21 protein-coding genes are annotated in these 21,272 nt (G+C 71.0%); 13 read left to right on the top strand and 8 right to left on the bottom strand.

Translation table 11 applies throughout. From position 1 onward, the window contains the following. Positions 1-16: 16 nt before the first annotated feature. The 3 genes from dnaK (at position 17) to SY2F82_RS34555 (ending at position 3,281) form a co-directional block, all read left to right on the top strand. Complete coding sequence (gene dnaK, locus SY2F82_RS34565; protein ID WP_200423018.1) at positions 17-1,882, top strand: molecular chaperone DnaK; 1,866 nt, start codon at positions 17-19, stop codon at positions 1,880-1,882. A 2-nt stretch (positions 1,883-1,884) separates the two neighbouring features. After that, positions 1,885-2,409 (top strand): nucleotide exchange factor GrpE, encoded by a 525-nt coding sequence (gene grpE / locus SY2F82_RS34560; protein WP_200423017.1) that lies wholly within the window; start codon positions 1,885-1,887, stop codon positions 2,407-2,409. Between the two features lie 437 nt (positions 2,410-2,846). Beyond that, positions 2,847-3,281 (top strand): protease inhibitor, encoded by a 435-nt coding sequence (locus SY2F82_RS34555; protein WP_200423016.1) that lies wholly within the window; start codon positions 2,847-2,849, stop codon positions 3,279-3,281. A gap of 139 nt (positions 3,282-3,420) precedes the next feature. Here SY2F82_RS34555 and SY2F82_RS34550 read toward each other — a convergent pair whose 3' ends face one another. Both SY2F82_RS34550 and SY2F82_RS34545 read right to left on the bottom strand, forming a co-directional pair. Next, positions 3,421-3,609, bottom strand: a complete 189-nt coding sequence (locus SY2F82_RS34550; protein WP_200423015.1) for a hypothetical protein — start codon at positions 3,607-3,609, stop codon at positions 3,421-3,423. Between the two features lie 74 nt (positions 3,610-3,683). Next, complete coding sequence (locus SY2F82_RS34545) at positions 3,684-5,921, bottom strand: glycoside hydrolase family 3 N-terminal domain-containing protein (RefSeq protein ID WP_200423014.1); 2,238 nt, start codon at positions 5,919-5,921, stop codon at positions 3,684-3,686. Between the two features lie 282 nt (positions 5,922-6,203). Here SY2F82_RS34545 and SY2F82_RS34540 point away from each other — a divergent pair, with 282 nt between their 5' ends. The 4 genes from SY2F82_RS34540 to SY2F82_RS34525 are packed head-to-tail and all read left to right on the top strand — an operon-like array spanning position 6,204 to position 10,493. Beyond that, positions 6,204-7,496 carry an extracellular solute-binding protein gene (locus tag SY2F82_RS34540; protein ID WP_200423139.1) on the top strand — a complete coding sequence of 431 codons (1,293 nt, stop codon included), beginning with the start codon at positions 6,204-6,206 and terminating at the stop codon, positions 7,494-7,496. Between the two features lie 6 nt (positions 7,497-7,502). Then, on the top strand, positions 7,503-8,501 hold the full coding sequence (locus SY2F82_RS34535; RefSeq protein ID WP_200423013.1) for a carbohydrate ABC transporter permease: 999 nt from the start codon (positions 7,503-7,505) through the stop codon (positions 8,499-8,501). Continuing rightward, on the top strand, positions 8,498-9,370 hold the full coding sequence (locus SY2F82_RS34530; protein WP_200423012.1) for a carbohydrate ABC transporter permease: 873 nt from the start codon (positions 8,498-8,500) through the stop codon (positions 9,368-9,370). Before SY2F82_RS34535 ends, SY2F82_RS34530 begins: the two co-directional genes overlap by 4 nt. A 58-nt stretch (positions 9,371-9,428) precedes the next feature. Continuing rightward, positions 9,429-10,493: an endo-1,4-beta-xylanase gene (locus tag SY2F82_RS34525; protein WP_200423011.1), complete on the top strand. Its 1,065-nt coding sequence runs from the start codon at positions 9,429-9,431 to the stop codon at positions 10,491-10,493. A gap of 51 nt (positions 10,494-10,544) precedes the next feature. Here SY2F82_RS34525 and SY2F82_RS34520 read toward each other — a convergent pair whose 3' ends face one another. Continuing rightward, a complete protein-coding gene (locus tag SY2F82_RS34520) occupies positions 10,545-11,597 on the bottom strand; it encodes a LacI family DNA-binding transcriptional regulator (RefSeq protein WP_374707230.1) in 1,053 nt (350 codons plus the stop codon). A gap of 294 nt (positions 11,598-11,891) precedes the next feature. On the opposite strand from SY2F82_RS34520, the gene SY2F82_RS34515 reads away from it, so the two are divergent. Further along, positions 11,892-12,755: a Cof-type HAD-IIB family hydrolase gene (locus SY2F82_RS34515; RefSeq protein WP_200423009.1), complete on the top strand. Its 864-nt coding sequence runs from the start codon at positions 11,892-11,894 to the stop codon at positions 12,753-12,755. A 3-nt stretch (positions 12,756-12,758) separates the two neighbouring features. Here the strand turns inward: SY2F82_RS34515 and SY2F82_RS34510 are convergent, their stop codons facing one another. Next, positions 12,759-13,763: a zinc-binding alcohol dehydrogenase family protein gene (locus tag SY2F82_RS34510; protein ID WP_200423138.1), complete on the bottom strand. Its 1,005-nt coding sequence runs from the start codon at positions 13,761-13,763 to the stop codon at positions 12,759-12,761. A 130-nt stretch (positions 13,764-13,893) separates the two neighbouring features. Between SY2F82_RS34510 and SY2F82_RS34505 the strand changes: the two genes are divergently transcribed. Then, a complete protein-coding gene (locus SY2F82_RS34505) occupies positions 13,894-14,583 on the top strand; it encodes a ribonuclease H (RefSeq protein ID WP_200423008.1) in 690 nt (229 codons plus the stop codon). Positions 14,584-14,641: 58 nt separating this feature from the next. Beyond that, positions 14,642-15,076: a PPOX class F420-dependent oxidoreductase gene (locus SY2F82_RS34500; protein ID WP_200423007.1), complete on the top strand. Its 435-nt coding sequence runs from the start codon at positions 14,642-14,644 to the stop codon at positions 15,074-15,076. Between the two features lie 97 nt (positions 15,077-15,173). On the opposite strand, the gene SY2F82_RS34495 is transcribed toward SY2F82_RS34500, so the two are convergent. Beyond that, positions 15,174-15,998: a tyrosinase family protein gene (locus tag SY2F82_RS34495; RefSeq protein ID WP_200423006.1), complete on the bottom strand. Its 825-nt coding sequence runs from the start codon at positions 15,996-15,998 to the stop codon at positions 15,174-15,176. Positions 15,999-16,033: 35 nt separating this feature from the next. Further along, entirely contained in the window at positions 16,034-16,465 is a 432-nt protein-coding gene (locus SY2F82_RS34490; RefSeq protein WP_200423005.1) for a tyrosinase family oxidase copper chaperone, read from the bottom strand. A gap of 410 nt (positions 16,466-16,875) precedes the next feature. Between SY2F82_RS34490 and SY2F82_RS34485 the strand changes: the two genes are divergently transcribed. Both SY2F82_RS34485 and SY2F82_RS34480 read left to right on the top strand, forming a co-directional pair. Next, entirely contained in the window at positions 16,876-18,342 is a 1,467-nt protein-coding gene (locus SY2F82_RS34485) for an MFS transporter (RefSeq protein WP_200423004.1), read from the top strand. Further along, positions 18,339-18,920, top strand: coding sequence for a TetR family transcriptional regulator (locus SY2F82_RS34480; protein WP_200423137.1), 582 nt, complete (start codon positions 18,339-18,341; stop codon positions 18,918-18,920). Before SY2F82_RS34485 ends, SY2F82_RS34480 begins: the two co-directional genes overlap by 4 nt. A 6-nt stretch (positions 18,921-18,926) precedes the next feature. On the opposite strand, the gene SY2F82_RS34475 is transcribed toward SY2F82_RS34480, so the two are convergent. Further along, positions 18,927-19,553, bottom strand: coding sequence for an alpha-ketoglutarate-dependent dioxygenase AlkB (locus tag SY2F82_RS34475; RefSeq protein WP_200423003.1), 627 nt, complete (start codon positions 19,551-19,553; stop codon positions 18,927-18,929). A gap of 67 nt (positions 19,554-19,620) precedes the next feature. Beyond that, positions 19,621-20,292, bottom strand: a complete 672-nt coding sequence (locus SY2F82_RS34470) for an AIM24 family protein (RefSeq protein WP_200423002.1) — start codon at positions 20,290-20,292, stop codon at positions 19,621-19,623. 146 nt (positions 20,293-20,438) lie between these two features. On the opposite strand from SY2F82_RS34470, the gene SY2F82_RS34465 reads away from it, so the two are divergent. Then, entirely contained in the window at positions 20,439-21,191 is a 753-nt protein-coding gene (locus tag SY2F82_RS34465; RefSeq protein ID WP_200423001.1) for a L,D-transpeptidase family protein, read from the top strand. The last annotated feature ends 81 nt before the right edge of the window (positions 21,192-21,272 follow it).

Raw genomic sequence — 21,272 nt, 5'->3', positions numbered from 1 at the left:
CGAGGAGGGAAGCCCCATGGCACGTCCGGTCGGTATCGACCTCGGCACCACGAACTCGGTGGTCGCGGTCCTCGAGGGCGGCGAGCCCACCGTCATCACGAACACCGAGGGCGCCCGGACCACGCCGTCGGTGGTGGCCTTCGCCAAGAACGGCGAGGTGCTGGTCGGCGAGGTCGCCAAGCGGCAGGCGGTGACCAACGTCGAGCGCACCGCGCGCTCCGTCAAGCGCCACATGGACGACCAGAGCTGGCGCTTCCCGGAAAGCGGCACCATCGACGGCAAGCAGTACCGCGCACAGGAGATCTCCGCGCGTGTGCTGCAGAAGCTGAAGCGGGACGCGGAGGCCTACCTCGGTGAGGACGTCACCGACGCCGTGATCACCGTGCCCGCGTACTTCGACGACACCCAACGGCAGGCCACCAAGGAGGCCGGGGAGATCGCGGGGCTCAACGTCCTGCGGATCATCAACGAGCCGACGGCGGCCGCGCTGGCCTACGGACTCGACAAGGAGAACGACCAGACGGTCCTCGTCTTCGACCTCGGCGGCGGCACCTTCGACGTGTCCCTGCTGGAGATGGGCGAGGGCGTGATCGAGGTCAAGGCCACCAACGGCGACACCCACCTGGGCGGCGACGACTGGGACCAGCGCATCGTCGACCACCTGGTCAAGCAGTTCAAGAACGCCTACGGCATCGATCTGTCCAAGGACAAGATGGCGGTGCAGCGGCTGCGTGAGGCCGCCGAGAAGGCCAAGATCGAGCTGTCGAGTTCCTCCGAGACCACCATCAACCTGCCCTACGTCACGGCCTCTTCGGAGGGCCCGCTGCACCTGGACGAGAAGCTGACTCGCGCCCAGTTCCAGCAGCTGACCGCCGATCTGCTGGAGCGCTGCAAGAGGCCGTTCCACCAGGCGATCAAGGACGCCGGAATCGAGCTGTCCGACATCGACCACGTGATCCTCGTGGGCGGTTCCACCCGGATGCCCGCGGTGACCGACCTGGTGCGGGAGCTGACCGGCAAGGAGCCGCACAAGGGTGTCAACCCGGACGAGGTCGTGGCCGTCGGCGCGTCGCTGCAGGCGGGTGTGCTCAAGGGTGAGGTCAAGGACGTCCTGCTCCTCGACGTCACCCCGCTGTCCCTCGGCATCGAGACCAAGGGCGGCATCATGACCAAGCTGATCGAGCGCAACACCACGATTCCGACGAAGCGTTCGGAGATCTTCACGACGGCGGAGGACAACCAGCCGTCCGTGCAGATCCAGGTCTTCCAGGGCGAGCGCGAGATCGCGGCGTACAACAAGAAGCTCGGCATGTTCGAGCTGACCGGTCTGCCGCCGGCGCCGCGCGGAGTGCCGCAGATCGAGGTGTCCTTCGACATCGACGCCAACGGCATCATGCACGTGACGGCGAAGGACCTCGGCACCGGCAAGGAGCAGAAGATGACCGTCACCGGCGGCTCCGCCCTGCCGAAGGACGACATCGACCGCATGGTCCGCGAGGCCGAGCAGCACGCCGAGGAGGACCGCAAGCGGCGCGAGGCGGCCGAGACCCGCAACCAGGGCGAGCAACTCGTCTACCAGACGGAGAGGCTCATCGCCGACAACGCGGACCGGATCCCCGCCGACGCGAGGAGCGAGACGGAGAGTGCCATCGCCGAACTGAAGGAGCAGCTCAAGGGCGACAACACCGCCGCGATCCGGCAGGCCGTCGACAAGGCCGCCACCGCGGCCCAGAAGATCGGCAGCGCCATGTACGACAAGGCGCGCGCCGAGGGCGGCACGACATCGGAGCAGGGTGCCGCGGCAGGAAGCGGCGCCAAGGCCGACGAGGAGGTCGTGGACGCCGAGATCGTGGACGACGACGACACGTCACGGGCGGGCTGACCATGGACCGGAGCCGGCCGCAGAGCACGGAGCTGCGACGCCTGCTCGACGAGCGCACCGCCGACCTGCAGCGGGTGAAGGCCGAGTACGACAACTACCGCAAGCAGGTGCGGCGCGACCGCATGGCGGTGCGCGAGATCGCCGTCGAGAACGTCCTGCGCTCACTGCTGCCCGTGCTGGACGCCGTCGAGGCCGCCCGCAGACAGGAGGCGATGACGCCGGGGCTCAAAGCCGTCGCGGAGGTCCTCGAGACCCAGCTGGGCTCGGTGGGCCTGCAGGCGTTCGGGGAGGAGGGCGAGCTCTTCGACCCCGAGTGGCACGAGGCGGTCACGCATGTGGTCGCCCCGGACGCCGACCGCCTGACGTGCACCGAGATCCTCACGCCCGGCTACCGGGTCGGCGATCGCCTGCTGCGCCCGGCCCGCGTGACCGTCACGGGACCGCCGCCCTCCGGGGCGACTCGGGTCGACGAGGGGACCGCCGCGGAGCGGGCCGCCGCCGAACGGGGTGATCCCGCCGCAGGGTGACAGGGGGACGCAGAAGTCCGTGGAGGAGGGGGCCGACCCGGCGGGTTCGGCCCCCTTTCTCGGCCGCCTCTGTCCTGAGGGGCGCGGGCCTCGGCGAGCCGTGGCGGCGGCCGGCCGCTCGCCCCGACGGAAGACAGCGCTTGCTCAAGCCGATAAGCGGAATGTTTCAGGCCGATTGCCGAGGCGGGGGAATCCGGCCATCCGACCGATTCCAGCGACTCTCACCCGCTCAGTTTCAGGCCTCGAGCGGTCGATTTCTGTGACATCACGCCACTGCTTCAACACTCAAAGTTACTGAAATGTGAGGGGTCGATGTGAGTTTCGTGTCAGGAGTCGGCAGACTCGCGCTCGCCGAACCGGCACCCGACCGGACGGCTCCGGCACAGGCTCCGTCGGGGCTGTGCCGGCGACCCGACCCGAGCGGAAGGATGCACACAATGCCGAACACCGCGCGCTGGGCAGCGACCCTCACCCTGACGGCCACCGCCGTCTGCGGCCCCCTCACGGGGGCCGCGCTCGCCGCCCCGACCGCTGCCCCCGCGACCCTCTACGCCCCGTCGGCGCTCGTGCTGACCGTGGGCCACGGTCAGCAGGCTGCCACCGTCACCCCCGAGCGCGCCGTCACCTTGAACTGCGCCCCGACCGCCTCCGGCAGTCATCCGGACGCCCCCGATGCCTGCGCTGAACTCCGCGCCGTCGGCGGCGACTTGGACGCCCTGTCGTACCAGGAGGGCGTGATGTGCACCAAGCTGTACAGCCCGGTGGTCGTCACCGTGCAGGGCGTGTGGCAGGGCAAGCGCGTCGACTACCAGCGCACCTTCGCCAACGAGTGCGTGAAGAACTCCTACGGGACCGCCGTCTTCGAGTTCTGACGGACCGGGGTCGCGCGGACTGACGCGAGCATGGATCCAAGGCTCGTGACTGGGGAGTGCGAGCCCTGTCGCGACACGCCACGCGATCCCCCGCCGGGGGCCGGCCGGACAGAGTGGGGCTGCCGGCCGGCCCCCGGAATCACTCGGCCGTGACGGCCCAGTGCCCCACCTCCCGGTAGGCGGAGTCGTATACGGCCGACTCGTCTCCGGGCCTCATCTCGTAGTGCTTCAGGTTCCCGCCCCAGTACCGCAGGATCCGCCCCAGCTCCTCGGCGGCGTTCCCGTCCCAGCCGTTCTCGCCCATGTCGACCTCGAGGACGAACCTCACGCGGGCGCCTCCCTTTCATGGTGACGATGTGGTCCCGCGGTCATCGTTGCACCCAGGTGGCCGGGACGGCTCGGCTATTTCACGCTCACCTCGCATCCGAAGCGGCGGTCGTGCCCGAGCACCCGTTTCTCGCCCGTCAGCGTCAGCTCGACCGTGTGGCGGGTGTCCGTGCTGGAGCCGGCCAGATCGACGAACAGGCGCCCCGGCTCGAGGATCCGTGAGCCGTCGGGGCCCGTGTACGCCGCCGCGTCGGCCGGGACCGTGACATGGACCACCGCGGACTCCTGTGGCCGCAGCGGCACCCGCGCGTAACCGATCAGCCGCGACACCGGACGCGCCACCCGGGCCACGGGGGTGCGGAGGTAGATCTGTACGACCTCGGTGCCTGCCCGGTCACCTGTGTTGCGGACCGTGAGCCGCAGCGACGTCTCGCCGTCCGTGGCCGGAGCGGGGTCGTCGACCTGTGGCGCCTCCCAGTCGAACCGCGTGTACGACAACCCGTGCCCGAACGGGAACAGCGGCGTCGGGTCGATGGAACTCGCGTCATGCACCTGTCCCAGCGGCGGGGTGAGGTACGTCCACGGCTGCCCACCGGGGTCCCGCGGCACGCTCACCGGCAGTCGCCCGGACGGGTTGACCCGGCCGGACAGCACCCCCGCGACGGCCCGGCCGCCCTCCTGACCGGGGAAGAACGCCTGCACCACGGCGGCCAGCCGGTCGGCCCAGCGACCCAGCGCGTAGGGCCGCCCCGTCAGCAGGACCAGGACCACCGGAGTCCCGCTCTCCAGCAGGGCGTCCAGCAACTCGCCCTGGCCTTCCGGAAGCTGGAGGTCGGGTGCGTCACAGCCCTCGCCCGAGGTGCCGCGCCCGAACAGCCCGGAGCGGTCGCCGAGCACCGCGACGCACAGATCCGCCCCGGCGGGGTCGTCGACGAGCCGGGCACCCGGGAACTCGGCTGCCAGTGCCTCCCGTACGGTCGGCACCGTCACCCCCATCGGCACGTCCGGGTGTTCCACGCCGACGTGGCGCGGGAAGGCGTAGCAGCCCATCATCCCGGCCGGATCCTCGGCGAGAGGGCCCACCACGGCGATCCGCCCGCCGTCGCCGAGCGGCAGCACACCGCCCGCGTTCGCGAGCAGCACCACCGACTCCTCGGCGACCCGCGCCGCCAACTCCCGCAGCCGCGGCGGGTCAAGATCGAGGACCGGCGGCGGCTGCGGCTCCCAGTCCGGGTCCAGCAGCCCGAGTTCGCACTTCTGGGTCAGTACGCGCAGCACGGCCCGGTCGACCGCAGGCTCGGGTGCCTCACCCGACCGGACCGCCTCGAGCAGGGGAGCGCCGAAGCAGCGTACGGCGGGCAGTTCCACATCGACGCCCGCGGTCAGGGCCAGCGCTGCGGCCCCGCCCGGCGAGTCCGCCACGCGGTGGGCGGACTCGAGCAAGGTCACGCCGAAGTAGTCGGAGACGACCGTGCCCTCGAACCCCCATGCCTCTCGCAGTAGTCGGGTCAGCAGAGGGGTGTGGGCGTGGGCGGGCAGCCCGTCCAGGTCGTTGTAGGCGGGCATCACCGACCGTGCCCCGCCGTCGCGCACCGCCATCTCGAACGGCGGGAGGATCACGTCCGCGAGCTCCCGGGGGCCGATCGACACGGGCGCGTGGTTGCGGGCGCCGCGCGAGGCGGAGTAGCCCGCGAAGTGCTTCAGTGTGGCGATGACCCCGGCCGACTGCAGGCCGCGTACATAGGCTGTGCCGATGGTCCCGACCAGGTACGGGTCCTCGCCGATCGACTCCTCGGTACGGCCCCAGCGGGGATCGCGCACCACGTCGAGCACGGGCGCGAGCCCCTGGTGGATGCCGGCCTCACGCAGGCCGTCTCCGATGCCCGCCGCCATCTCGGCGATGAGCGCGGGATCGAAGGAAGCGCCCCACGCCAGCGGTGTCGGGAAGACGGTGGCGCGCCAGGCGGTGAAGCCGGTCAGGCACTCCTCGTGGGCCAGGGCGGGGATGCCGAAGCGGTTCGCCGCCGCCACCCTGCGCTGCAAGTCCGCCAGACGAGCGGCCCCCTTGGCCGGGTCCACCGGAGCGGTACCGAACGGGCGGGTCAACTGACCGAGTCCATGGGGGAGCAGGGCATCGAGGTCGACGTCCTCGGACATCTCGTGCTGGAGCGGCGCCACGTCCTCGCCGTCGGTGGAGGAGCCGGGCCAGACGCTGTACAGCTGGGCGAGTCTCTCCTCCAGGGTCATCCGGGCCAGCAGATCGGCCGCGCGTACGGGGGCGGGCAGCGTCGTGTCCTGCCAGGGCTGGACCATGGAACTCCTTGATCCCAGGGGTTTCCGGAATCCGTCAGAAATTCTCGGACGGATGTGCTCGGAAGTTACGGGGCGGTTCCGGGGCTGTCAACGCCTCTCGGAGCGTTCCAGGTTGGGTGAGAATTCGCGGCGTACAGGGGGTTGCCACGTTTCGTGGGCTGTCTCTAGGGTGCGGCAGCAGTCCCATTTCCGGAGCGTTTCGGAAACTTTTCAGTCCTGACTGTTGTGATCACCTCGTCGGACGGATGTGGACGTTCCGTCCCGTACCCCAAGGAGCTCATGATGGGCGACCCGGCTCTGTCCCGCCGCGGCTTCCTGGCCGCCTCCGCCGCCGGTCTCGGAATGACGGCACTGAGCGCCTGCGGAGGCGGCGGCTCGGACGGAGGGTCGTCGGGGACGACCACGATCGAGTGGTGGAACATCACCACCACAGACCCCGCGAAGGGCGTCTGGGCCTCCCTCGCCCGGCAGTTCGAGGCGCAGAACCCCAAGGTCAAGATCAAGATCGTCGCGCTGGAGAACGAGGCGTACAAGTCGAAGATGACCGCGCTGACCGCTTCGGGGAAGCTGCCGGACATCTTCCACACCTGGGGCGGCGGCGTCCTCAAGCAGCAGGTCGACGCCGGGCTCGTCGAGGACCTCACCGACAGCACCAAGTCCTGGAGCAACTCGCTGCTGTCGGTCGCGCGGCAGCCGTATCTGCTGGACGACAAGGCCTACGGCATCCCGTTCGACATGGGAATGATCGGCTTCTGGTACAACAAGGCGCTCTTCAAGCGGGCCGGCATCAGCGCACCCCCGACCACCTGGAGCGCCTTCCTCGACGCCGTGCGCAAGCTGAAGTCCGCCGGCATCACACCTATCGCCCTGGCGGGCAAGGAGAAGTGGCCCGGTATGTACTACTGGGCCTACCTGGCCATGCGCACCGCCGGCATCGACGCACTCCAGAAGGCCAGTGACAGCAAGGACTTCACCGCAGACGGGTTCGTACAGGCCGGGCAGCACCTGAAGGACCTCGTCCAACTCCAGCCGTTCCAGACGGGCTTCCTCGGTGCCGCCTACTCCACCCCCACCGGCCAGGCCGCTGCCGTCGGCAACGGCAAAGCGGCCATGGAGCTGATGGGTCAGTGGGCGCCCCAGACGGAGAAGAGCGAAGGCAGGGGCATCGGCAAGGATCTCGGCTTCTTTCCCTTCCCCACGGTCGAGGGCGGCAAGGGCTCCCTCACCGAGGTGTTCGGCGGAGGCGGCGGTCATGCCGTCCGCAAGGGCGCTCCGCAGGCCGCGATCGACTTCCTGAAGTTCTTCGCCTCCGCCGCCAACGACCGCACCCTGGTCACCAAGACCGGAGTCATCCCGGTCGTCAACGCGGCCGCGGACGCCCTGACCGACCCCAACCTCAAGGCGGTGAACGAGCAGTTGAAGACCGCCACCGGCTTCCAGCTCTATCTGGACCAGGCGTACGCGCCCGCCGTCGGCCAGGAGGTCAACGACAGCGTCGCGGCCCTCATCGCCGGCTCAAAGTCGCCCGAGCAGGTCACGCAGTCGATCACCAAGACCGCGAAGGAAGAGCAGTAGCCGGCGATGACCTCCACCTTCCTCCCGGACAAGCGGTCCGGCCCCGGTGTCGTCGTCCCGCCCCCGCCCGCCGCCGCGGCCCGCGGGCGGGCACGGCGTCGCGCGCTGCACTGGCTCACCGCGGTCTCCTTCCAGCTCCCCGCCCTGGTGCTGTTCGGCGTGCTGGTCCTGTCGCCGCTGCTGTTCGCCGTGTACGCGGCGTTCTTCCGCTGGGGCGGCTTCGGCATGCCCTCGGACTACACGGGCGTCGACAACTTCACGCGGCTCTTCCAGGACCCGGTGTTCCTCGGCGACCTGTGGCGCTGCCTGGTGCTCGTCGTCCTGTCGCTCGCGCTGCAGCTGCCCTTCGCGCTCGCCATGGCCGTCCTGCTCAACCAGCGGCTGCGCGGCCGGGCCGTGTACCGGATGCTGTTCTTCGCCCCCTATGTGCTGTCCGAGGCCATCACCGGCGTGCTGTTCAGCATGCTCTTCGCCCCGGACGACGGCCTCGCCGACCACCTGTTGAGCGACATCGGCCTCGGCGGTCTCGGCGGGAAGTGGTTCTCCGACCCCTCCACCGTCATGGCGACCCTGTTCCTCGTCATGATGTGGAAGTACTTCGGTTTCCACATGATGCTGTACCTGGCCGGACTGCAGTCCATCCCGGCCGAGCTGACCGAGGCGGCGCTCATCGACGGCGCCGGGCCCTGGCAGCGCTTCCGCAGCGTGACCCTGCCGCTGCTGGCCCCGACCCTGCGCATCAGCGCGTTCCTGTCGGTCATCGGCTCCATCCAGCTCTTCGACCTGGTGTGGGTGGTCACCACGGGCGGCCCCGACCACCACTCGGAGACGATGGCCGTGACCATGTTCCAGTACGGCTTCAAGCGCTACCAGGTCGGCTACGCCAGTGCCATCAGCGTGGTCATGTTCGGCATCAGCCTCGTCTTCGCCCTCGCCTACCAGCGGTTCGTCCTGCGCCGCGACCTGGAAGGAGCCACCACCACGATGCGAGGAGGCGGCGCATGACGCTCACCAGGACCGGTCGTCCCACCACCGGGCGACCGCGCAAGGGCGCCACCCGGACGCGCACCCTGCCCGTGCACGCCGTGCTGGTCGTCGTGGGCGCGGTGATGGCCGTGCCCGTGCTGTACGCCCTGCTGTCCGGCTTCAAGTCCACCGACCAGCTCTCCCGCAACCCGATCGGACTGCCCGACCCGTGGGTGACGTCCAACTACACCGGCATCCTCGGCTCGGGCTCGTTCTGGAGGATGGTCGGCAGCAGCACGTTCATCGCGGTGGCCACGACCCTCCTCGTCGTCGCGGTCTCCGCACTGGCCGCCTTCTCCTTCGCCCGGTTCGCCTTCCGCGGCCGGGAGGTGCTGTTCACCCTGTTCACCGTGGGGCTGATGTTCCCCTTCGCGGTCGCGGTCCTGCCGCTGTTCCTGCTGCTGCGCTCCATGAACCTGCTCGACAACCCGCTCGGGGTGATCCTGCCGCAGGCCGCCTTCGGACTGCCGGTGACGATCGTCATCCTGCGCGGCTTCTTCCGCCAGATCCCCGGCGAACTGGAGGAGGCGGCCACCCTCGACGGCTGCGGCCCGTACGGCTTCTTCTGGCGGGTCCTGCTGCCCATGGCGCGGCCCGCGCTAGGCACCGTCTCCGTCCTCGCCGTGGTCGGCAGCTGGAACAACTTCCTGCTGCCGCTGCTCGTGTTCAACGAACCCACGTGGTGGACGATCCCCGTCGGCGTCCAGCAGTTCCAGGGCCAGTACGCCTCGGACACCGCACGCGTCTTCGCCTACCTCGTGCTGGCCATGGTTCCCGCGCTCGCCTTCTACGCGGTCGCCGAACGCCAGCTCGTCGGCGGCCTCACCACGGGCGCCACCAAGGGGTGACGCACCCGTCCCGCGAACGTACGGCTCAAGCACACACCTGACTGTGAGGAGTCGCACCATGCGCACCACCACCCCGTCCCGTACTCGGCTCGGACTGGCCGGCGCTCTCGCCGCGCTCCTCCTGGGCGCCGGCCTCGCCACCGGACCGGCGGCCCAGGCGAAGGAGAAGCCGCCGACCCTGGCCGAACTCGCCCAGCGGCACGGCCGCTACTTCGGCAGCGCGACGGACAACCCCGAACTGACCGACGGCGCCTACACCGCGCTCCTCGGCAGCCAGTTCGACATGATCACCCCCGGCAACGGCATGAAGTGGTACGCCACCGAGCCGGAGCGGGGCGTCTTCGACTGGACCAAGGGCGACGAGATCGTGAACCTCGCCCGGAAGAACCACCAGCGCGTCCGCGCGCACACCCTGGTCTGGCACAGCCAGTTGCCGAACTGGCTCACCTCGCGCGACTGGACGCCCGACGAGCTGCGCGCGGTGCTGAAGAAGCACATCACCACAGAGGTACGGCACTACCGCGGCAAGGTCTACTCCTGGGACGTCGTCAACGAGGCGTTCAACGAGGACGGCACCTACCGCGAGACCATCTGGTACAAGACGCTCGGCCCTGGCTACATCGCCGACGCGCTGCGCTGGGCCCGCCAGGCCGACCCGCACGCCAAGCTGTACCTCAACGACTACAACATCGAGGGCACCGGCCCGAAGAGCGACGCCTACTACCGACTCGCCCAGGACCTCAAGGCGCAGGGCGTCCCGCTCGACGGCATCGGCTTCCAGGCGCATCTTGCCCTGCAGTACGGCTACCCGTCCACGCTGGAGGACAACCTGCGCCGCTTCTCGCGGCTCGGTCTCGACACCGCGCTCACCGAGGTCGACGTCCGTATGCAACTGCCCGCCACCGACGAGAAGCTGGCCCAGCAGGCGACCTGGTACCGCGACCTGACCAAGGCGTGCCTCGCGGTGCGGCGCTGCGTGGGCGTCACGGTGTGGGACTACACCGACAAGTACTCGTGGATCCCGGCGGTCTTCCCAGGCGAGGGCGCCGCCCTGCCGTGGGACGAGCAACTGCGGCCCAAACCGGCGTACTTCGCGCTGCGGGAGGCGCTGGGAGGGAAGTGAGGGCGTCCCGCGTCGTGGCCCGTCGGTGTCCGCACCGCCGGGCCACGCGTGTCAGCCCGTCTTCCGCGGCGGCGCCGTGCTGGCCCGCACCACCAGCTCCGTGCCCAGCTCCACGCGCGGCGAGTCCGGCTGCTCGTCGCGGGCCAGTCGCAGCACCGTACGCACGGCGAGCTTGCCCATCTCCGCCAGCGGCTGGCGCACGGTGGTCAGCGGCGGAGCCGACCAGCGGACTTCCGGAAGGTCGTCGAAACCGACCACGCTCATGTCCTCCGGCACCCGCAGCCCGCGCCGCCGCAGCGCCTCGATCGCGCCCAGCGCCATCTGGTCGCTCGCCGCGAAGATCGCGGTCGGCGGCTCCGGCAGGTCCAGGAGTGTGTTGCAGCCGGTGAAGCCGGACTCGTGGTAGAAGTCGCCGGGCACGATGAGGGACTCGTCCACGGCGATCCCGGCGCCCTCCAGTGCCGCCCGGTAGCCGTCCAGCCGGGCCCGCGAGCACAGCAGCCGGGGCGGGCCCGCGACCAGGCCGATGCGGCGGTGCCCGAGGCTCAGCAGATGCTCGGTGGCCGCCATGCCGCCCGACCAGTTGGCCGCGCCGATGGTGGGCGCGTCCAGGGCGGGGGAGCCGGCCGGGTCGACGACCACGATCGGCACGCCCAGGATGCGCAGCTCCTCGTGCAGGACGGGCTCGAGCACCGAGGTGACGAGGATGACCCCGTCGGAGGCCCGCGCCCGCAGGTTCTGCATCCACTCCCGGGCGTCGCCGGAGCGCCCGTGGATCGCCGACACCACCGTGCCCACACCGGCGGCGTGGGCCACCTCCTCGACCCCCCGGATGATCTCCACGGCCCAGGGGCTGTCGAGGTCGTTGAAGACCAGGTCGAGCAGGGCGGCGCGGGTGCCGGCCGCAGAGGCGCGCTTGCGGTAGCCGTGCCGGCGCAGCAGGTCCTCGACCCGGGCACGGGTCCCCGGGGCCACGTCGGAGCGTCCGTTGACGACGCGGGACACGGTGGGCACCGAGACCCCCGCCTGCCGGGCGATCTCCGTGATCGTGACCTTGCCGCGCTCCTCGCCTGCCTCCTCCGCGTCGGCCTCGTGCGCTGCCACTTGCCCCACCTCCGTTGCTCCGGGACGCACTGTCGAAACTTTGCAGAAGTCTTCCGGAAAAACGGCGGTCGTGTGAAGCCGTGTGAGAGGGACGTCCTGCGCGCCCGAGCCTAGAGCCTGGCCCGTTCGATATCCCGGCCGAGGTCGCGTCGGGGCTGCCGGTCTGCCAGGAGCACCCTCGATCACCTCTGAAAAGAGCGCCGACTATCATCGGGTGCCTGACGAGGCAATGGCGCCGAGGACAGCCGACCCCGGGCCGAGTCCCCACCCTCGGTCTCCCATAGAAAGCAGGACATGTCCGCCACGCCCGCTTGCCTCCTCACCGCCCCCGAGCTGCCGAGCGACCCCGTCGACATCCGGCTCGTCGTGACCGACATGGACGGCACGCTCCTCGACGGCAGCGGACGCATCCCCGACGGACTGTGGCCCCTCCTCGCCGAGCTGCGCCGCCGCGGCGTGCTGTTCAGCCCCGCCAGCGGCCGCCAGTACGCCACGCTCGCCCGGCAGTTCGCCGACGCGGACGACGGCATGGTGTTCGTCGCCGAGAACGGCACGTACGTCGTCCGCGACGGCGTGGAGCTCAGCTCCGACCCCCTCGACCCCGCGGTGGCCGCCCGCGTCATCGGGACCGCACGGCGGCTCGCGGCCGACGGCGTGGACGTCGGAGCGGTCCTGTGCGGGAAGAACTCCGCCTACGTCGAGCGCACGGACGACGCCTTCATGGCCGAGGCAAGCAGGTACTACGCCCTGCTGAAGCCCGTGGACGACCTCACCACCGTGGAGGACGAGTTCCTCAAGGTGGCCCTGTTCGACTTCGGACCCGTCGAGCGCACCACCGCCCCCGCTCTGGAGCCGCTCACGGCCACCCACCAGGTCGTGGTCTCGGGCGAGCACTGGGTCGACATCATGAACCGCACCGCCAACAAGGGCGCCGCCCTGCGCAGGCTCCAGCGCGACCTGGGCATCACACCCGCGCAGACGCTGGCGTTCGGCGACTACCTCAACGACCTGGAGATGCTCGACGCCGCCGAGTGGTCCTTCGCCATGACCAACGCCCACCCGGACGTGGTCCGCCGCGCCCGCTACCTCGCGCCCCCCAACACCGAGAACGGCGTTCTGCGCACCATCACACGCCTGATGCACCTGCCCACCGGCTGACACTCAGAGGTCGTTCACCAGCACGGCCGCCCCGTCGAAGCGCCCCGCCTTCAGGTCGCCGAGGGCCCGCTGCGCCTCGGACAGCGGGTACGGGTGCGTGGTCGCCCGTACGCCGTACCGGGCGGCGAGGTCCAGGAACTCCCGGCCGTTCTCGCGTGTGTTCGAGGTGACGCTGCGCAGCTCCTTCTCGTAGAACAGTTCGCTCTCGTACCGCAGTGCCGGGACGTCGCTCAGGTGGATGCCCGCGACCGCCAGCACGCCGCCCCGGTCCAGCGCCCGCAGCGCCACCGGGACGAGATCACCGGCCGGCGCGAACAGGATCGCCCCGTCCAGCGGCTCCGGAGGCGCGTCGTAGGCACCGCCCGCCGACGCGCACCCGAGCTGGAGCGCGAGCTCCCGCGAGGCCTCGTCCCGGGTCAGCACATGCACCGTGGCCCCCTGCGCCAGCGCCACCTGCGCACACAGGTGCGCGCTGCCGCCGAAGCCGTACAGCCCGAGGCGACCGCCCGGCGGCAGGGACGTCCGCAGCAGCGCCCGGTAGCCGATGATGCCGGCGCACAGCAGGGGCGCCAGTGCCACGCCGTCCACCGCCTCCGGCAGCCGGTAGGCGAAGGCGGCCGGCACGGTCGTGTACTCGGCGTAGCCGCCGTCGGCGTCCCAGCCGGTGTACTCGGAGACCGGGCAGAGGTTCTCGGCGCCGCGCACGCAGTACCGGCACGTGCCGTCCGTACGGCGCAGCCACGCCACGCCCGCCCGGTCGCCGCTCGCCCACCCGCTCACGCCCCCGCCGATCCCGGCCACCACGCCCACCACCTCGTGCCCGGGGGTCACCCCCGGCCGCCGCACCGGCAGGTCGCCCTCGGCCACGTGCAGATCCGTACGGCACACACCGCACGCCCGCACGTGCACCAGCAGCTCACCGGGGCCCGGCACCGGGGCCGGCCGCTCCACGAACGTGAGCGGCTCCCGTTCCACGGGCCCCGGCCGGTCCACCACCCATGCGCGCATCACATGCCCCGTCCCGTCCACGACTGCCTCCTTCCAGTGTCGCCACGCCGACGGTCCGGCGCGCGGCACGACCCCTTCCGCAACAGCGCGGGTGCCAGGGCCGGGATCTGGGCGGCGGCCGGGGCGTGGCATGATCAGGGGCATGCCTGAACGTGTTGTGGCCGCCTGCGACGGGGCTTCGAAGGGAAACCCGGGACCCGCCGGATGGGCCTGGGTCGTCGCCGACGTCGACGAGATCCCGAGCCGCTGGGAGGCCGGCCCGCTGGGCACCGCGACCAACAACGTCGCCGAACTCACCGCACTCGAGCGGCTGTTGAGCGCGGTGGACCCGGGGATCGCGCTGGAGATCCGCATGGACTCCCAGTACGCGATGAAGGCGGTCACCACCTGGCTGCCCGGCTGGAAACGCAACGGCTGGAAGACCGCCGCCGGCAAGCCCGTCGCCAATCAGGCACTGGTCGTCCGCATCGACGAACTGCTCGCGGGCCGCGAGGTGGAGTTCCGCTACGTGCCCGCCCACCAGGTCGGCGGCGACCGCCTCAACGACTTCGCGGACCGCGCCGCCAGCCAGGCGGCCACCGTGCAGAAAGGGGCGGGCAGCGCCTACGGCTCCCCGGAGCCGCCGCCGTCGCCCGAGCCGGCCACCGCCGTCCCGGCCCGTCGTGGCGCGCCGGCGCGGAAGCGGACCACCTCCCGCACGATCAAGGCGAAGTTCGCGGGCCGCTGCGTCTGCGGCCGCCCGTACGCGGCGGGCGAGCCCATCGCCAAGAACGCCCAGGGCTGGGGCCACCCGGAGTGCCGTACGTCCGGCGACACCTGAGACGACTTTCTCCGGGCTTCCGGACGCCCTCGCGCGCGGAGCGGTACGTTCCTGAGTCATGAACGGGTACAGCCGTCTGCCGGATGATCTGCGGGAGCTGATCGAGTCCGGCCCCATGGCGCATCTGAGCACCATCAACCCGGACGGGAGCCCTCAGGTGACCGTCATCTGGATCGGACTGGACGGCGACGACATCGTCAGCGGTCATATGGCGCGGCACGTGAAGCTGCGCAACATCGACCGGGACCCGCGGGTGGTGCTGTCCTTCGACGCCCCACGCGTGCCCGGGGTCTTCCTGAACGAGTACGCCGTACTGCGGGCGCGGGCCGCGGTGGAGCCGAGCGACGGCACCTGGGACCTGCTCAACCGCCTCGCCAAGGTCTACATGGCCCCGGACGCCGAGTTCCCGGCGCCCAAGGGGCCCGGGTACATCGTGCGCTACACGATCGAGCGCATCGGCGGCGTGGGGCCCTGGGCGTCGTCCTCGCGCTGACAGAGCCCGGAACCCCTGTCACAGCCCCGCGAAAGCCGGCTGTCCGCTGCCCGGGGCCCCAGCCGTCAGCCGGTGGCGAACGTCCGCGCCCCGCCCGTCAGTCGGTGTCGAACGTGTAGTACGCCCTGTGGTCCAGCAGGTCGGCGGGGCGCACGTCGTTCCACGGCCTCATCGGCTCCTCCAGGTCGACGACGTCCGGTGTGCCGCCCGTGGGAAGGTAGCCGGATGCGGGGTGGCGACGCTGCCACTCGGCCCACAGCTTGTCGACGTAGGCGTGGTGCAGCCAGAAGACCGGGTCGTTGGGGGAGACCCCGGTGGCCATCTGACCGCCCACCCACACATGGACGCGGTTGTGCAGGTTGACGCCCCGCCATCCCTCGAGATGGTTCCGGAAGCCGTCCGACGCGCTGTTCCAGGGCGCCATGTCGTAGGTGGACATCGCGAGCACGGAGTCGACCTCGGCCCGGGTGGGCAGGTCGCGTCCGCCACCGCCGAGCGAGCGCCGCAGATATGTGCGGCCGTCCACGCGCACCGTGAGGGGCCAGTTGCCGGTGGACGCGGCGAACGGCCCGTCCAGCACCCGTCCGTCCAGGGGTCGCCCGGTGCCGCCGAGGAAGTCCGGTGCCCACAGCGAGGAGCGGGGCGAGCGGTCGGCGGTCCAGTCCCAGTACGGCAGGGCGACGGAGGAGTCGACGGACTGGAGCGCGCGCTCGAACTCGATCAGGAATCTGCGGTGCCAGGGCAGGAACGACGGCGAGCGGTGCCCCGTCCGTGGCCCCGTGTCGGTGTCGCCCATGATGAAGGCGTTGTGGGTGGTGACGAAGGCGTCGTAGCGGCCGCTGCGCTTGAGTTCGACGAGCGCGGCGACCAGCCGCCGCTTCTCGTCGGCCGTGAGCGTCGCCTGGTTCTTGCGTACGGTCATGTGCGGGTGGCTCCGAAAGGTGCTGGGGCGGGCGGTCAGGTGAGGGGGACGAGCGGGGCGCCCCGCAGTTCGACCACGGCTGCGCGCGCGGCGGCACGCGGGCTCGGCACCGGGTCGTAGTGGCCGACCACGCTGATCCAGCTGCCGTCCGCATTGCGCATCACGTGCAGCTCCACACCGTCGATGAACACGCCGTATCCACCACCGTGATGGTGGCCGCCCGCCAGGGGGCGGCCCTGTATGCGGCGGCCCAGATAGACCTCGTCGAATGCTTCGGGGGCACCGTGGTCGTGGTCGTGGTCGTGGTCGTGGTCGTGGCCGAGGTCGTGGTCGTGTCCGTGTTCGTGGCTGTGTCCGTGTTCGCGGCTGTGGCCCGGGGCCGCGGCCGACGGTGCGGGCAGGCCGCCGGTGGCGGCGACGGCGGCGGCGCCTGCCGCGAGGGCGCGGCGGCGGGTGAGTCGGGGCATACGAATCCTCCGGTCGAAGAGGGTTGATGTGACGCCCCTTGCCTATCCGTCGACCGGTGAGCCCTGGAAATCGACGGAAGGTGGTTGGCTACGATCAGGACAATTGCCGCCATCTCCTACAAAGTTGAACCAAGATGATCTTGTGGTCGTGCCTGAGCGCGGGCGTGCCGGTACAGGAAATTCCGCCCTCTCAGGGGGGTTTGGAAGTGGATCTTTCTCTCGCGGCGGCCGTCTCGTGGCCCGGCTCACGCCTCACATGTGACGCGAACTGCCGTCCCTGGATGGGTGGTTGGGGACTCGGGTGACGCCACCGGCGGCAAAACCTTGGGTGAATGGTCATTCACCGCTACGGTGAATTGCCATTCACCACGATTCCCGCGATTCCCTCTGGCCGATCCACTGGAGTGCGCATGGTCCCCATACCCACCGGACCGGCCACGCGTCCGGAAGCGCGCGACCGGCCCGCTGTCCCCGCGCTTGCCTTCGGCGGCATCCTCATGGCCGTCATGCAGACGGTCGTCGTCCCCCTGCTGCCCGACCTGCCCCGGCTCACCGGCGCCTCCCCGGGCGCCGTCTCCTGGACGGTCACCGCCACCCTGGTGTCCGGAGCGGTGCTCACCCCGGTGCTCGGGCGCGCCGGGGACATGTACGGCAAGCGACGGGTGCTGCTGACCGCACTGGCCCTGATGACGCTCGGCTCGGTGCTCTGCGCGCTCTCGTCCGACATCGGCGTGCTCATCACGGCGCGGGCGCTCCAGGGCGCGGCCGCCGCGGTCGTCCCGCTGTCGATCAGCATCCTGCGCGACGAGCTGCCGCCCGAGCGCACCGGATCCGCGGTCGCCCTCATGAGCTCCACCGTCGGGATCGGCGCGGCCCTCGGCCTGCCGCTGGCCGCGCTCGTCATCCAGTACGTGAACTGGCACGCCATGTTCTGGGTGACCAGCGGCCTCGGCGCCGTCGGTCTCGCCCTCGTCCGGTGGGCGGTGCGCGAGTCGCCCGTCCGCGCCCCCGGACGCTTCGACGTCCTCGGCGCACTCGGCCTCGCCGCAGGGCTGGTCTGTCTGCTGCTGGCCGTGTCGCAGGGAGGCCAGTGGGGGTGGAGGAGCGCGCGGATCCTCGGCCTGTTCACGGGCAGCGTGCTCACCCTGGCGCTGTGGTGCCTGCAACAGCTGCGCGCCGAACGGCCCCTCGTCGACCTGCGGTTGGCCGCTCGCCCCTGCGTCGCCCTGCCGCACCTCACCGCCCTGCTGGTCGGCTTCGGCTTCTACGCCAACTCACTGGTGACGGCACAGCTCGTCCAGGCGCCGAAGGCCACCGGTTACGGGCTCGGCCTGTCCATCGTCGGCGGAGGCCTGTGTCTGCTGCCCGGCGGAGTGATCATGCTGCTGTTCTCCCCGGTCTCCGCCCGCATCTCGGCCGCCCGCGGCCCCCGGATCACCCTCGCCGTCGGCGCGGCCGTGCTCACCCTCGGATACGCCGTGCGCATCGCGGACAGCCGTCACCTGTGGATGATCATCGTGGGCGCGTCCGTCGTCGCCACCGGCACGACCCTCGCCTACTCGGCGCTGCCCACCCTCATCCTGCGCGCCGTGCCGGCGGGGCAGACCGCCTCCGCGAACGGCGTCAACGTGCTGATGCGCACCATCGGCCAGGCCACCTGCAGCGCCTGTGTCACCGCCGTCCTGGTCCACCACACCGCTCTGGTGGGCGGCGCCCCCGTCCCCACGCTGCACGGCTATCTGCTGGCGTTCGCGATGGCGGGTACGGTCGCCCTCGTGGCGTGTGCCACGGCCCTCGCCATCCCGGGGGACCGCACCTCGGGCGGCACCCCCGGGCGCAGGACGCCGTCGCCCGACACGGCGCTGGAAGGAGCCTGAGCACCGTGACCACGTCACCGGCCACCGCCCCCGCCCGCCGCGACGCCGAGACCACCAAGGCCGCCATCCTGCGCGCCGCACGCCATCTGCTCGCCCGGCACGCGCACGCGGACATCACGCTCAAGGCGGTCGCGGACCGCGCCGGGGTCAGCCCGCCGCTCATCCTGAAGTACTTCGGCAACAAGGACACCCTCTTCTCCCAGGTGATGTCCTTCGAGGCGGACGCCGCCGCCCTGCTGGACGCACCGCTGGAGAACCTCGGCCGGCACATGGTCCGCCATGTACTGCTCAGCCAGACGCGACACGGCGCCGACCCGCTCCTGCGCATCGTCTTCGCGCCCCTGCACGGCGAGCAGGGCGACATCCTGCGCGCCAACTTCCGCACCCAGGTCAGCGACCGTCTCGCCGCGCTCCTGAGCGGTCCCGACGCGGGCCTGCGCGCCGAACTCGCGGTGAGCGCCCTGCTGGGCCTCGGCGTGATGTTCGGCATCGCGCGCGGCACCCATCTGCGCGCGGCGGACCTCGACGACATCGCCGACCGCTGGGCACCGGCCGTACAGGCGCAGCTGACCCCCTGATCCGGGTCAGCCCACCCCGGCCGGCCGGAACTGGATGCTGATCCGGGGCCCGGTCGCCCGGCTGCTCTTCGGGATCGAGTGCTCCCACGTCCGCTGGCAGGAGCCGCCCATCACGATCAGGTCCCCGTGCCCGAGCGGACGCCGGACGGCCTGCCCGCCGCCGCGCGGCCGCAGCGCCAGATCACGCGGCACGCCCACGGACAGGATGGCGACCATGGTGTCCTCCCGTGCGCCCCGGCCGATGCGGTCCCCGTGCCAGGCGACGCTGTCCCGGCCGTCCCGGTAGTAGCAGAGACCGGCCGTCACGAAGGGTTCGCCGAGCTCCGCCGCATAGTGCGCGGACAGGGCGTCGCGCGCCTCCTCCAGCACGGGGTGCGGCAGCGGGTCCCCGGCGTGGTAGAAGGCCAGCAGTCGCGGCACGTCCACCGTGTGGTCGTACATGTGCCGCCGCTCCGCGCGCCAGGGCACCTCCTCGGCCAGTTGCACGAACAGCGCGTCGGCCCCGCTGAGCCAGCCCGGCAGCACATCGATCCACGCCCCGGCGCCCAGCTGAGTCCGCCGCAGCCCGTCGAGCGGGCCGAGGCGGATGTCGTCGGTCTGGTCGAACAGCGAGCCCTGGAGGTGCGTGGCCATACAGGCAGCGTACTCCGCTGATTCGAAAATCTGTTCAGTCGCCTTCCGGTGGCGGGGCCCCTTTCCGTCAGTGCTCCTTCTGCGGAGTCAGCTCACTGGGCCGTACGACGACGTACCCCTCGCCCTCCAGCTTCAGCTGCACCGCCTCGCCCGAACCGCCACGCAGCATCGAGCCGATGGACTGCGACCGGTGCAGCGAGGTGTGCAGCCGGGCCGTCCAGCCCACCACCGCGTCGGTGTCGACGAACACCGGCAGCTCGGGCGAGACGGGTATCACCAGCGGATTGCCCTCGCAGATCAGGCCGAGCCGGCCGTGTCCGGTGAACAAGCTGTTGAACAGCCCGCCGCCGGCGATCCCGGCGCCCTTCACGGTCTTGATCTCGTACGACAGGCTCGCGTCGAAGCAGAGCACGTTGCGCCCGTTCACGGTGAACTCGTCACCCGGCTCGACGTCCACGATGAAGCAGTTCTGCGCCTCGTGCGCGAACCACGCCTCGCCCTGCCCGCGCACGGACATCAGCGGCAGCCCCTCACCGGTGACCGCCCGCTTGAGCATTCCGCCGACGCCCTGGCCCTTGCGCTCGAACCTCAGGTCACCGCGGTAGGCGACCATCGAGCCCTGCCGTGCGAACATCTCGCCGCCGACGACGTACCGGATGGACTTGGCGTTCTGGAGGGACATGCCCGGGGCGGCGGCGGGCTGCACCATGTGGTCACTGGAAAAGAGATCACCCTTCATGCGGGCATCCTGTCCCGGAGGGCTCCCCTCCGCCAAGATCACGGCTGTTCTGAAACGGCAACAACTCGGCGTTCGTTCATGTGCAGTTCGGTTCGAACGGGTCGCGTCCTGACCACTTCCTTACATGTTTCAGTCACTGTCGAAGCATGATCACAGCAATACGTGTACCGGCGGCCGTGCTCACCGCCTCCCTGCTGCTGGCCGGGTGCCACTCGGGCGGCGGGGCGGCACAGACGCGCGCGGCCGTCGCCGCCGACGGGGCCGAGGGCACGCCCGCACCCGCGTCCTCGCCCGCGGCGACACCGGACGCGCCCGGGGAACTGCCCGGCCTCGGGCCCAGGACCCGCGCCGGGATACCGTCGAACGCCCGCCAGGTCGTCGTGGTGACCGGGAAGGGCAGGAACTCGTCCGATTCCGCCGTCGTGTTGTACGAGCGGACCGACTCCGGCTGGAAGGCCGGCCGGCAGTGGCCCGCGCACAACGCCCTGAAGGGCTGGACCGACCACCACGTGTCCGGTGACCTGCGCTCACCGATCGGCGTCTACGCTCTCACCGATGCCGGAGGGCGCCTGCCCGACCCCGGCACCCGGCTGCCGTACGACCACTCCCACGGCTTCACCGCCCTCGGCACGGGCTTCGATGGCGAGTCCCTCGCCGGCGCCTTCGACTACGTGGTGGCCATCAACTACAACCGCAAGCCGGGCACCTCACCGCGTGACTGGACCCGCCCGCTCGGGGGCAGCCGGGGTGGAGGCATCTGGTTCCACGTCGACCACGGCGGCCCCACCCACGGCTGCGTCACCCTGAAGGAGGCCGACATGACGGCGCTGCTGCGCGCTCTGGACCCGGATCGGCACCCGGTGGTCGTGATGGGCGACGCCCCGTCCCTGGCGCGCTGAACCGCCCCGCGGCCGGATCCGCACACGGATGTCAGGAAGCTGTCAGCCTGTGGGAAGGCCCTCTTCGCGGGCCGTCCACGG

The organism is Streptomyces sp. Y2F8-2 (assembly GCF_014905555.1).
Classification (GTDB): domain Bacteria; phylum Actinomycetota; class Actinomycetes; order Streptomycetales; family Streptomycetaceae; genus Streptomyces; species Streptomyces cynarae.
The sequence above is the reverse complement of the archived record's forward strand: the minus strand, read 5'-3'. Positions and strand labels throughout refer to the sequence as shown.